The organism is Petrotoga olearia DSM 13574 (genome assembly GCF_002895525.1).
Taxonomy (GTDB): domain Bacteria; phylum Thermotogota; class Thermotogae; order Petrotogales; family Petrotogaceae; genus Petrotoga; species Petrotoga olearia.
Genome location: NZ_AZRL01000022.1, coordinates 195,145 through 207,420 on the forward strand (window position 1 = coordinate 195,145; position 12,276 = coordinate 207,420).

Below are 12,276 nucleotides of genomic sequence, written 5' to 3' on the forward strand. Positions count from 1 at the left end.
TTAATTCACTTGAATAAAAGCATTCAGCACGCCTAATCTGATCTACTGAGTCACCCAAGAATTGTAATTTTTTTCGATAGAATTTACAGCTTCTTCTATTGTAATTCTTCCTGCAAAAAGATCATTTAGTATCGAGTTCAAGTAATCGTTTGCCTTGGCAAATATACCGGTAGGAGTAGGAACTCTCCATGGGTAACCAAATTCAACTGAATCATAGAATACCTGCTTCATAGGATCTGTATCTTCAGCGGCCACACTTTGCCTCGAACCAAGAACTCCTGCCTTTTCAACGAAAATTTCTTGTCCTTCCGTTACTAAAAATTTTAAAACCTCCCAAGCTTCATCCTTATGTGCAGATTGTCTATTCATACTCCAAGCAACCGTATATATCATAGAGGATTTATCAACAAGACTTGGTAATTCAACTATACCTGTCTTTTTTTCGACATTTGGAAAAGATTCTCTTATATATCCCAAAGCCCAGGGGCCTTCCATAACCATAGCAGTCATCTCTTTAGCAAATGCATCTCCAAGCCATCCTGCACCCAACGTGGAGGGTAGATAAGCCAATTCGTGTTTTGTAACTAGTTCAGTATAAAGCTTTAAGGCAGCTACCGCTTCTTTCTCGGTTAATGCGGTTGATAAATCTTCTTTTACCAATCTCCCACCAAAGCTGTGAATTAAAGGAATCAACCTGTTGAAATCTGCTGCCAAAGATAATGGTGCTTCATATCCTCTTTCTTTCAATAATGTTGCTTTGTACAACAAATCAAACCATGTATCATCACTAGTTGGATAAGGAACGTCGTATTCATCAAAAATCTCCTTGTTGTAAAAAAGAGCAAGAGTTGAAAAATCTTTAGCTATTCCATATATTCTATTGTTAAATGTGAACGCATCCACCAAGTTGGGATAGAAGTCATCAATATCAAAACCATCTCTTTGTATGTAAAGATTTAAAGGTTGTAAAACATTTGCCCTTGCTAGCTCTTCGAAAACATACACATCCACATAGAACAGATCCGGTCCTTGACCACCAGATAACCTAGTCATCAGTGTTTGTTTATAATCTCCAGCAATAGGATCCCATCTGATTTGGATATCTTGATGAGAAGAGTTGAATTTCTGAACGATCTCATTTATAGCTGATTCTTCAGCAGGATTCCCAGGCCATCCTGTGATGGTAATAGTAACAGCAGAAAAAGATGAACCTACCAACAAAACCATTAAAACAAATAAAGCTAACTTTCTCATACAATAATACCTCCTTTAAAGTGATTTTTTATGTTACTAAATGTGTTTCTGAATAAAGCTCAATGTACTTTGCCTCTTAATTAATTTTGAAGGAACAACCATAGAAATCGTTTCTTTCCCCTTTGCCATGTTATCCACTGTTTGTGCAGCACTATAACCAATTTTTATAATATTCTGGTCAATAGTACTCAAACCCACAAATTCGGAAAGCGGTATATTATCATATCCAACAATCGGTACTTCTATATTCAAACCTTTCAAAAATTTCATTGCAGCATAAGCCATAGTATCTGAGGCACAAAATATTCCGTCATATTCAAAACCTTTTTTTAGAATAGATTTTAATATTTCAACTGTTTTTTCTTCATCAAAATCGCCGAATTCCACATCTATTTCAACTCCCAAGTCTTTCTGAGCACTTTTGACCCCTGTTAATCTCTGTTCTGAGACGGGAATCCCCATATCACCACTAATATAAAGAATCTTTTTACATTTTATTTGTTTTAAATGTTTGATAGCCATATAGGCTCCAGCTACGTTATCACTATCAATGTATACAAAATTATTTTCATCATTTCTACCTATAACAACATATGGAAATTTTTCTTTATTTAAAAGATTCACCCTTTCATCATTTTTTCTGATATCTAAAAGAATAAAACCATCAACAACCTTACTTTTTATCATATTACTGTAATATTCAGCTACATTGCCATTTTCATGGATATCTACGATAAGTTTAAGACCTTTGGAAGAAAAATAATTTAAAACGCCTTTTAAAAATTTTGTGGAATAAGTATCTTCTAAAACCTTTCCACCTTTCACAGAGAAAATAACTGCATAAATCCCCGTCTTTTTTCTTCTTAAAGAAGTTGCTATTCTATCCGGTTTATAATCGTATTTCTGTATTATTTTCATAATCTTATTTTTTGTTTCAAGGCTCACTTTATCGGAATCATTCAATACTCGAGAAACTGTCGCTACGGATACATTTGCCATTTTAGCAATATCTTTTATTTTTAAAGACATAATAATTACCCCTTAGAACAATTTTTGTAATCGTTTACACAAAATCAGCATGAATTTAATTCCTTAAATAATCGTAAATAAATAACTTTAAGTTTCAAATTATGTTTTCTGGGTAAAAAATCAAGCGAATTAATGTAATCGGTTACATTAATTATATACCTAATAATTAAGATTAGCAAGTTCAATTACAGTCATTTAAAATCGATTAAAGTCATTTAAAGCCAATTATTTTAAAAATTCTTTGTTTTTCTCAATTTGTTTTTCTCAATATTTATATTTTCTTTTTGATATAATTTATGAAATGGTTGGAAAAAACTTAATTGGAGGAGAACTGAAATAACAATAAGACCTGCAGAACTTTCCTTTATAGCCATATTTGTTTCTTTAATGTGTATAGGCTCACAGATTACTATTCCTTTGGGTCCCATACCTTTTACTTTTCAATTACTTTTTGTATTTTTGACGGGATACCTTTTTCACCCAAAAAAGGCTTTTGCTATTCAAATGATCTACTTATTATTGGGTTCAATAGGCTTGCCAGTATTTGCAGGCTTCTCAGGAGGAATTGTTCACATTTTAGGACCTTCCGGAGGGTTTTTAGTTTCTTTTCCAGGGGCTGCTATTTGCATAAGTTTCCTTAAATTTAAAAAAGGTCTTTCAGACCTTATTTCAGGTTTATTGGGTTTATTTGTAATATACTCTATAGGTTGGATGTGGTTAGGAATATATATGAAAAGCCTTGTTCTATCTTTCAAAGTAGGAATATTACCTTTTATATTATTTGATTTTATCAAAATGTTTATTTCAATTTATATAAAAAAAATGTTAGTATCTAGGTTGAAGCTTCTTTCTTCTTTTTGATACTCCTATAACAATTACTCGTTCTTTACCAAGGTGGGCTTTTTTCTTATCCATTTCAATGCTATTCTTTCAAAAAACCTCATAAATCGAGTCCATAATCCTTCTTTTTTAGACAAAGGTTTAACTTTTATCGTGTAAAAACCTAAAGCATTCCCTAAAGCAACATCCGTGAAAAGTTGATCCCCAATCACTACACCTTCCCCAGGTTTGTAACCATGTAACTTTGTTTTTTTTCTGATCTTAAATCTTAATGGTTTCATTGCAGAAGCCAATAAATCTATGCCCAAATCACTTAATTGGGTATTTAAATTCATAAAACGCTTTTTTGAACTATTACTTGCTATTAATACATAGAATCCAAGATCTTTTAATTTTAAAAAGAGATCAATCACTTTTGGCTGTAAATAATCACTATGCCATTCGCTGAGAGTGTTATCGAAATCAAAAACTAAAATTTTATACCCTTTCTCTTTTAGGTGCTGGTAATCAATATCAAATACACTTTTTTTAAATTCATTTGGACCTACTAAATCAATTGCTCTAAAAAACCAACCTATAGTATAAAAAAATACATTGTAAGCAAATTTTGTGAATCCAGCCATAAATTGCTTAAACTTATTTTCGAGTCCATAGGTATAAGGATTTATCAAAATTGTATACAATCCCAGACGATTTCCTACGCTAATATCCGTGATAAAAAGATCACCTATAATAACAGTTTCTGACTCTTTGGAACCAAGTTCTTCTAAAACAGATTTTAATTTTTTAGTATTAGGTTTTTTCATACTTGTATATACTTTTACTTTACCCATAGTCAGTTTTTCAATAATTTTTACTTTTTCTCTTTTGGAATTTGTAACTATTGCCACTTTAAAACCATCGTTTATTAATTTGTTTAAAAGGTTCACTGTTTTGTCTGAAATATTGTCATCTCTCCAGGCAGTAATAGTAAAATCATAATCCATAAGAATAGTGTTAAAACCAAGCTTTCTTAATTTTTCATAATCAACTGAGTATATATCAGGACTATGTTCTCTAGGTATTGGAATATATTTAAATAATCCCGTTATGTGGTTCAATACTTACAACCTCCACTTTGATGTCAGAATTTTTCAAAGAGTTAAGTAAAGTTACTGCTTCAGCAACTAATCCTGCTGGTACTATTATTTTAAAATACCCATTTTCTTGTTTTTTTCTAACGTTCATTATGTGAGCTTCAGCTTCAACAAGATAAATTAAAAGGTGAATGTCTTCCTTTGCAATGTCTATATATATATCGTATTCAGGATGCAGACTTTTTTCCTTCATTAATTCATTTTTCCTCCTCATAACTTGCTTTAGCACTCCTTCAACCCTTAGCCCACCCTAAGTATCTTTTTGAACATAGTCTACAGAATTTCAGAAGATACAGTGGCTAATTCTGACCTTTCACCTTTTTTCATTGTAATATTCGCAGATAAAGAATTATCTCTAAATTTTGATGCAGTGTAGACTAAACCGTTAGATGAACTGTCTAAATAGGGGTTATCTATTTGATATGGGTCTCCTGTTAATACAATTTTTGTGCCCTCTCCAACTCGAGTCAAGATAGTTTTTACTTCAGCAGGTGTTAAATTTTGTGCTTCGTCAACTATCATGTATTGGTTTGGAATCGTTCTTCCTCTTATGTAGGAAAGTACTTCTATCTCCAATAAATCTTTTTTAGTTAAATATTCTTCTGGTTTCTTACCGGTACCTTTAAATAATAAGTCTAAATTATCATATATAGGTTGTAACCATGGCCGCATCTTTTCTTCTATATCTCCAGGTATATACCCGATATCCTTCCCCATCGGTATAACAGGCTTTGAAATTAAGAGCTTATTGTATAACTTTTCAACTTGCACACAATATAACCCTGCCGCTAACGCTAGTAACGTCTTACCCGTGCCAGCCTTGCCGACTAGCGTCACAAAAGGTATGTCAGGGTCTATAAGTGCATCCAAAGAAAAGACTTGTTCAACGTTTCTGGGTTTTATTCCAAAAATCTCGCTTTCAAAATCAACCAAAATTGTTCGGAACTTTTTTGACTTAGAATCATATCTTAAAAATAAATCCCCGTAATTCAGATATGTGTTTGGGAAAGGTTCTTCTTTGAACCCTAATTCTGAAAAATCATATTCATCCTTTTTTTCAACCTCTATACTTGGATTTTCATTTATGTAATAACCATCAGGTAGAAGTTTTATGTCTATTTTATCAGTCAAATAATCTTGGCTTTCTAATCCTAATGCATCAGCCTTGATCCTTAGGTTTAAATCTTTACTAACTATTATAGTTTGTAAGTCATCTGTTGTTTTTAAAAACATGGCGTAATATAATATGAAATCATCTTTTGATTCTCCCAGATAAGTAGGGATTTTATGTTTTTCATCGTTTTTTTCCAGCGCCAAGATTTTCAATGTACCTCCGCCAGGTAATTTGATCCCCTTATGTAATGGTGTCCCATTTCTAAAACTATCTAAAATTCTGTTAACCTCTCTGGCGGATTTTGCCACTTTATCGCTTCTCGTTTTTAGCTTATCAATTTCTTCTAATACTGGAAATGGTATTAAAACATTGTTATCTTGAAAATTGAGAATACTGTTAGGATCATGAATCAAAACATTTGTATCGATAATAAAATTCTTAACCACAATCAATCACCCCATTTTTTAATAAAGTTGGTTATTGCTTCGAAAGAAAAAAGTTTAATATATTTTTGGAAAAGTTTAGCAGTAGATAAAGCATCATCCCAAGCTCTATGAAATTGTTTAATCCCTAAATTGAATTTTTTTGAAAGAAATTCAAGATTGTAGGGACCTTTATCAAAATAGTACCTAGAAATCTCAAGAGTATCAATATAGTAATTGTCAATTGAAAACATTCCACTTTCTTTTGCGGCAATATCTAAAAACCTTAGATCCATTTTTACGTTATGTGATACAATTATAGAATCACCGACATACTCTTTAAATCTTGGAAAAACTTCCAATAAGGATGGAGCATTAGAAATATCTTGATTATTTAATTTGTGAAATTTTGAGACCTCTGCAGGTATAAATATACTTGGATTCACCAATGTATGAAAAGCATATTTGAAATTAATTTTTGTATTGTATATGGGAATTGCGGCAATTTCTATAATTCTGTCTCCAAACTCAGGGTTCAAACCAGTTGTTTCGAAATCTAAGGCTAAAAAAACTTTATCTTTAACTCTCATCATAATCTTACCTCCACGAATAAATTATATCATATGATTAAAAAAATTTTGGTCTTGATTTGAACAGTCAATTTAAGGTATAATTATTACTAGTGAAGAGCGTCTGTAGCTCAACCGGATAGAGCGTCGGACTTCGGATCCGAAGGTTGTGGGTTCAAATCCCACCAGATGCGCCATTTCTTCTATATAAGTCGAAATTATAAACAAAACATTACAGGGAGGTATCATTCATGGCAGAGATGGAAGTACTAAAAGTAGCTGCTAACTCAAATCCAGTTGCTGTTGCTGGTGCTTTGGCTGCTATCATTAGAGATAAAGGAAACGTTGAGTTACAGGCTATAGGAGCCGGTGCAGTTAATCAAGCTGTTAAAGCTATAGCAATAGCAAGAGGATACGTTGCACCTAGCGGAATCGATTTGGTTTGTGTTCCAGCATTTTCGGATGTTGAAATCGAAGGAGAAGAGAGAACGGCAATTAAATTTTTGGTTAAAGCAAGAGACTAAAAGAGGCTATGCCTCTTTTATTTTTTTTATTTTAAAATTAAAAAATATTCTTAATTTTACCTTTTTTTTCATTTAGGTGTGTTATAATAACTTTAGTTTCAACTTTAACAAACTATTATAAAGGGGGAAAGTACAAATGGACGTTTTAAAGGAATTGGAAAATATGTTAGAAACATTGGCCGACAAATACAACGAATTAAAAAAAGAAAAAAATGATCTTCAAACTCAGTACGATGAATTGTTTGGTGAATATGAAAAAGTAAACAATGAAAAAGAAGAGATGGGACGCGAATTGGAAGAATTAAGAAGAAAGAATGATGAAATTGAAAACCATCTAAATCAGTTAAAAAGTTCCCTTATATCAAGATTAGGAGATGAGTTCAGAACTGGAGAATTTGATAATCCGGCTTCTTCAAATGCCTCATTCCAAGATGAACCGGATCAAAATCAGTATTAATGGATTCATAAAAAACATTTAAGGATGAAAAATCATGAAGAATTATCGCTCAATTGAAGTAAAAATCTTAGGAAAAGATTATAAATATAAAGTAGACGAACCTGAGGATGTTATAAACGAAATTTTAGAAAACATAAAATCTGAAGTTGAAACCTATGCAAAAAAAACCGGTGGAGAAGAAGCGGATTATATCTTTCTCCTTTTGCTTCTAAACGAAAAATTAAACAGTATAAAAACGAAACAAGAAATCAAACACATGGTTGACAAATTTAGTGACATGTTAAATACCGCACTTAGAAATAACGAAGAAGACAGTGATGAACAAAGTAAAAGTATCCAATGGGGGTAAGATATTTTCCGATTATGAAAATAGGTCTTTTTGATTCAGGAATAGGTGGCTTAACGGTCTTAAAAAAAGTCATAGAAAATTTTGGTAATCATGAGTACTTTTATCTCGCTGATAATTTAAATGTACCTTATGGTTCAAAGCCTATTTCTTTTTTAAGAGAAAATTTAAAAAACATATTATCTTTTTTTCAGACAATGAAAGTAGAGCTTTTAATTTCTGCTTGTAATACAACAGATTCCATTGTAAAAAAAACAAATTTCGACACGAAAAATTATACCTTCACTTATGTGAGTATAATAGAAAACGCTGTAAAAAAAATAGGAAGGAACGATTCTGTTCTTTTGTTAGCCACCGAAAACACCATTAATTTGGGTGCTTATAAAGAGGCACTTCTAAACAAAAAAATAGTTAAAATAGAAGAAAAGGCCTGCCCTTTGTTCGTTCCATTAATAGAAGAAGGCTATTGGGATGGACAAATGGCAGAGTCTGTTTTGAGATTTTATCTACAAGATTCCAAATCCAAGTACCAAAAGGTAATATTAGGGTGCACTCATTATCCAATTCTAGAAAACCAAATTAGAAAATACACAAATTCCTCCATTGTTGACCCCGCAGATGGAATTGTTGACTTTTTAAAAAATGAGGTAAATTTAGACAGACTAGATGGAAAAATTAAAGTGAATTATTTAGTTACAGGAAACATAGAAAAATTCAAATTTCTTTCCAAAATTTTTATGAAAGACGTAAAGTATCATCCTATTTTTAAAAAAATTCAATTATAAAGTATTTAAGGGCGATTGATAACATTGCAAATAAAACCAACTGTTTTTTTAATAACCGGATTATCGGGGGCAGGTAAAACCTTATTATTGCAATCTCTAGAAGACGAAGGGTATTATACAGTTGACAACATACCACCCCATTTAATAGAGCCTTTTTTAAACATTTTATGTACCAGTAACGTTAAAAAACTAGCTATAGTGAGCGATATTAGATGGAAAAATCCCGATAAATTGGTCGAACTATTTCAGAATGTTGAAAGTTTGGCCAAATGTAATATGGAAATTCGTAAAGTTTTTTTAAAAGCGGATAAAACCGAGCTAATTAACAGATACAAAAAAAGCAGAAGAACTCATCCGTTAGGTCTTTCTTTAGAAAACGCCATAGATGAAGAAATGAAAGTCATGTCAGAAATAGAAAGTTATTGTGACATAGTTATCGATACTTCTTCAACAGAACCAACCGAATTTAAAAAAAGATTTTTCCAGTTGATTAAAGAAGATATGAAAAAACTAAAGTTAAATTTTATCAGTTTTGGATTTAAAAACGGTATTCCACAAATCTCTGATTATGTCTTTGATGTGAGATACCTTCCAAATCCTTTTTATTTTCCAGAGATGTATGAACTAACTGGTTTAGATATGAAAGTAATTGAATTCCTTGAAAAATTTAAAGAAACTCATGAAACTGTTGAGAAGATTGTTAATTTAGCAAAGTTCATCCAAGATAAATATACTGAAAGTGGTCGTATAGAAGCATATTTTTGCATAGGTTGCACAGGAGGGCAACATAGATCGGTTTATGTTGCCCAAAAGGTTTATGAAATTTTAAAAAATGAAGGTAGAGATGTAAGCATAAATCATAGAGATATAGAAAGATAGGTTAGTTAATGATTTCATTTGCAAACATTTTTAACTGAAGAAAGTATTCTTTGGGTAGGTTGATGATATGAAAAATATTGTAACTATTGGTGGTGGAACGGGGACAAGTCAAATATTAAGGGGGTTGAAATGGAATCTGGATGTAGATATTGTTTCCATCGTTACCGTTACAGATGATGGAGGAAGTTCAGGAATATTGCGTGAAGATTTTAATATATTGCCCCCAGGAGATATCAGGAACAATATATTAGCCTTGGCTGAGCAAGAAACCTTTCTGACTAAATTACTTAAATTTCGTTTTAATGAAGGCTTCTTAAAAAATCATAATCTCGGTAACATAATTTTGCTAGCATTAACTCGAATTAACGGTAACAATTTTCCATTAGCGATAAAAACTTTGTCCGAAGCACTGAAAATAAAAGGAAGGGTTTTTCCGGCTTCTTTGGATTCCCTAAAACTTGTAGCAGAACTTGATGATGGTGAGATCATTTTTGGTGAAACATCAATTGTATTGAAAAACAAAAATATAAAAAGAATCTGGTTGGATGGAAATGCCGAAGCATTTGATGAAAGCGTTATGGCTATTCAAAAAGCCGATATAATAATTTTTGGACCTGGCAGTTTATATACCAGTATTATTCCTAATATATTGGTAGATGGCATAAGAAACGCAATCAATTTGTGCAAAGCTAAGAAAGTATATATAGCAAATATTATGACACAACCTGGGGAAACGACCAATTATTCTTTAAAAGATCATGTTCAAGAATTAGAAAATTATTTAGGTGAAGAATTAGATTACATCATAGCCAACGAATCAAATTTACCATATGAAATAATTCAGAGATACCAAAAAATGGGATCTATCCCAGTAAAATTAGATATGGAAGAAGATAGAAGAGTAGTGGTATCTGATTTGGTTTATATTATAAACGACGAAGAGCCAAAAATTAGACACGACCCAAAAAAAACATCAGAGTTGATTTTAAAATGCGTTCAATGAATTCCTTTTCAGAAACTTTAAAATTAAGTCTGGTGAATAGTGACTACATTTTCCCAGAAGCAGAGTTTTATGGTTTTTTCATAGGAAAAGGCGAAATTATTGAAAAAGAAACTGAAAAATTAATAAAAATATCCATAACATCTTTGAATAGTTTTAAAAGATTGTACAAACTGTGCAAATATTCTTTTACCAATAAATTCGAAGTACAATTTAATAACGAAAAAAGGTTAAATCTTGGTGGAACAGGTTCTATATTCTTAAACTATCAAACAATAGATAAAATATTAAAGAAAAGCAATCTTTATCTAAATGAAAATAAATTTTCCCCACCTTTAAAAAAAGATCCAGTGATTTTTGGATCTTTCCTTAAAGGTTTATTGTTATCTTGTGGGTCTATCTCAGTAAAAGAATCCTATCATTTAGAATTCAATTTGAAAACAAACAATGTTTTTAAAGAGGATTTAGTTAGAACATTTAAGAGCCTTTTAGGTGTGAATGCCAGATTTTTCAATAGAAGTAAAGGTTCAAAAGTATATATAAAATCACGTGAAGACATATTGAATATACTCGAACTTCTCAACGCTAAGGAAAAAGTACAAGAACTAAATGAATTGATGGATATAAGGGATTTACGTAGCGACGTAACAAGGACTATTAATTTAATATCTGCCAATTCATCAAAAACAGCTCATAGTTCAATAAAGCAAATTAAGGATATACAAATTATTCAAGAAAGTATAGGTTTAGATAGTTTACCAAACGACCTAAAACAAATAGCTGCTTTTAGATTAGAAAATGAAGATGCAAGTTTGAGCAACATGGCAGAATCATTATCAATGAAAAAATCTACTTTGTATAATAAACTGAAAAAAATCTCAAAAATTGCTGAATCTCTAAAAAATACCTAATTTAGATAAAATGGTGGTGCAATAATTATGAAATGTCCTTTCTGTGGTTACGATGAAACGAAAGTTCTAGACTCAAGACCAGCTAGTAACGGCACTTCCATAAGAAGAAGAAGAGAATGTTTGCAATGTCAAGCTCGTTTTACAACTTATGAAAGATACGAACAAACAAGGCTAAGAATAATAAAAAAAGACGGTAGAAGAGAACTTTACGATAGAAAAAAACTAATGAACGGGATCTTAAAGGCATGTGAAAAAAGGCCTGTCAGCACTGATCAAATTGAAGAAATGGTTGATAACATAGAAGAGCAATTAAGAAGAAGTGGCTATTCAGAAATTTACTCTTCTGAAATTGGTGATAAGGTTATGGATCAATTGAAATCAATTGATCAGGTAGCTTATGTAAGATTTGCTTCGGTGTATAAAGAATTTAGAGATTTAGACAGTTTTTTACAAGCTATAAGAGAATTAAAAAATAGTTAATCACCATTATTAGAAATGGGAGGAGCGATACAAAAGTGGCTGAGCAAGTATACAAACTAACCAGAGAAGGATACGAAAAATTAAAAAAAGAACGAGAAGAGCTTAAAAAAAGGCTTATGGGAGAAATTGCCGAAAGAATTAAAGAAGCCAGGGAATTGGGAGATCTCTCAGAGAATAGTGAATACGAAGAGGCAAAAAACGAGCAAGGAATGATAGATTCCAGAATCAAAGAGATAGATTATATATTAGACAACGCTGAAATAATTGAAAATGGAGGCAATCACGATAATTCTACCGTAAGTTTGGGAAAAAAGGTGAAAATAAAAGATTATAGATTGAATAGAGAGCAGGAGTTCCTGCTAGTTACCCCTCAAGAGGCAAATATCGAAGAAAGTAAGATCAGTATTGAATCTCCTATTGGAAGATCATTACTAGGAAGAAAAAAAGGGGAAGTTATCAACATTAAAACAGCTAGAGGAAGCTCAAAGAAAATAGAAATCAAAGAGATAAGCTAAGATTTCACACACCAC

Annotated in this window: 16 protein-coding genes and 1 tRNA gene; 11 read left to right on the forward strand and 6 right to left on the reverse strand. The window is 31.7% G+C overall.

Translation table 11 applies throughout. The annotated features are described in order from the left end of the window. Nucleotides 1–42: 42 nt before the first annotated feature. Both X929_RS08885 and X929_RS08890 read right to left on the reverse strand, forming a co-directional pair. Nucleotides 43–1,254: an ABC transporter substrate-binding protein gene (locus tag X929_RS08885; protein ID WP_103067667.1), complete on the reverse strand. Its 1,212-nt coding sequence runs from the start codon at nt 1,252–1,254 to the stop codon at nt 43–45. Nucleotides 1,255–1,290: 36 nt separating this feature from the next. Next, nucleotides 1,291–2,283 (reverse strand): LacI family DNA-binding transcriptional regulator, encoded by a 993-nt coding sequence (locus X929_RS08890; RefSeq protein WP_103067668.1) that lies wholly within the window; start codon nt 2,281–2,283, stop codon nt 1,291–1,293. 387 nt (nt 2,284–2,670) lie between these two features. Between X929_RS08890 and X929_RS09945 the strand changes: the two genes are divergently transcribed. Further along, nucleotides 2,671–3,144 (forward strand): biotin transporter BioY, encoded by a 474-nt coding sequence (locus X929_RS09945; protein WP_211286764.1) that lies wholly within the window; start codon nt 2,671–2,673, stop codon nt 3,142–3,144. Nucleotides 3,145–3,158: 14 nt separating this feature from the next. Here X929_RS09945 and X929_RS08900 read toward each other — a convergent pair whose 3' ends face one another. The 4 genes from X929_RS08900 to X929_RS08915 all read right to left on the reverse strand — a co-directional run bounded on the left by X929_RS08900 (nt 3,159) and on the right by X929_RS08915 (nt 6,388). Further along, entirely contained in the window at nt 3,159–4,223 is a 1,065-nt protein-coding gene (locus X929_RS08900; RefSeq protein ID WP_103067670.1) for a YqeG family HAD IIIA-type phosphatase, read from the reverse strand. After that, entirely contained in the window at nt 4,198–4,452 is a 255-nt protein-coding gene (locus X929_RS08905; protein ID WP_103067671.1) for a DUF4911 domain-containing protein, read from the reverse strand. The genes X929_RS08900 and X929_RS08905 overlap by 26 nt, the downstream gene beginning before the upstream one ends. A gap of 80 nt (nt 4,453–4,532) precedes the next feature. Continuing rightward, nucleotides 4,533–5,819 (reverse strand): PhoH family protein, encoded by a 1,287-nt coding sequence (locus X929_RS08910; protein WP_103067672.1) that lies wholly within the window; start codon nt 5,817–5,819, stop codon nt 4,533–4,535. Between the two features lie 2 nt (nt 5,820–5,821). Beyond that, nucleotides 5,822–6,388, reverse strand: coding sequence for a 3'-5' exonuclease (locus X929_RS08915; protein WP_233186690.1), 567 nt, complete (start codon nt 6,386–6,388; stop codon nt 5,822–5,824). 96 nt (nt 6,389–6,484) lie between these two features. Here X929_RS08915 and X929_RS08920 point away from each other — a divergent pair. The 10 genes from X929_RS08920 to greA all read left to right on the forward strand — a co-directional run bounded on the left by X929_RS08920 (nt 6,485) and on the right by greA (nt 12,261). Continuing rightward, nucleotides 6,485–6,561, forward strand: a tRNA-Arg gene (locus tag X929_RS08920). A 63-nt stretch (nt 6,562–6,624) separates the two neighbouring features. Further along, nucleotides 6,625–6,888 carry a stage V sporulation protein S gene (locus X929_RS08925; protein WP_103065393.1) on the forward strand — a complete coding sequence of 88 codons (264 nt, stop codon included), beginning with the start codon at nt 6,625–6,627 and terminating at the stop codon, nt 6,886–6,888. A 136-nt stretch (nt 6,889–7,024) separates the two neighbouring features. Then, nucleotides 7,025–7,345, forward strand: a complete 321-nt coding sequence (locus X929_RS08930; protein WP_103067673.1) for a coiled-coil domain-containing protein — start codon at nt 7,025–7,027, stop codon at nt 7,343–7,345. A gap of 34 nt (nt 7,346–7,379) precedes the next feature. Further along, nucleotides 7,380–7,694 (forward strand): cell division protein ZapA, encoded by a 315-nt coding sequence (zapA, locus tag X929_RS08935; protein ID WP_103067674.1) that lies wholly within the window; start codon nt 7,380–7,382, stop codon nt 7,692–7,694. Continuing rightward, complete coding sequence (murI, locus tag X929_RS08940) at nt 7,685–8,476, forward strand: glutamate racemase (protein ID WP_103067675.1); 792 nt, start codon at nt 7,685–7,687, stop codon at nt 8,474–8,476. Before zapA ends, murI begins: the two co-directional genes overlap by 10 nt. Nucleotides 8,477–8,491: 15 nt before the next feature. Then, nucleotides 8,492–9,355, forward strand: coding sequence for an RNase adapter RapZ (gene rapZ, locus X929_RS08945; protein WP_103067676.1), 864 nt, complete (start codon nt 8,492–8,494; stop codon nt 9,353–9,355). 67 nt (nt 9,356–9,422) lie between these two features. Next, nucleotides 9,423–10,358 (forward strand): gluconeogenesis factor YvcK family protein, encoded by a 936-nt coding sequence (locus tag X929_RS08950; protein ID WP_103067677.1) that lies wholly within the window; start codon nt 9,423–9,425, stop codon nt 10,356–10,358. Then, a complete protein-coding gene (gene whiA, locus X929_RS08955; RefSeq protein ID WP_211286765.1) occupies nt 10,355–11,266 on the forward strand; it encodes a DNA-binding protein WhiA in 912 nt (303 codons plus the stop codon). The genes X929_RS08950 and whiA overlap by 4 nt, the downstream gene beginning before the upstream one ends. A 27-nt stretch (nt 11,267–11,293) precedes the next feature. Continuing rightward, on the forward strand, nt 11,294–11,746 hold the full coding sequence (nrdR, locus tag X929_RS08960) for a transcriptional regulator NrdR (RefSeq protein WP_103067679.1): 453 nt from the start codon (nt 11,294–11,296) through the stop codon (nt 11,744–11,746). A gap of 35 nt (nt 11,747–11,781) precedes the next feature. Beyond that, nucleotides 11,782–12,261, forward strand: coding sequence for a transcription elongation factor GreA (gene greA, locus X929_RS08965; protein ID WP_103067680.1), 480 nt, complete (start codon nt 11,782–11,784; stop codon nt 12,259–12,261). Nucleotides 12,262–12,276: the final 15 nt, after the last annotated feature.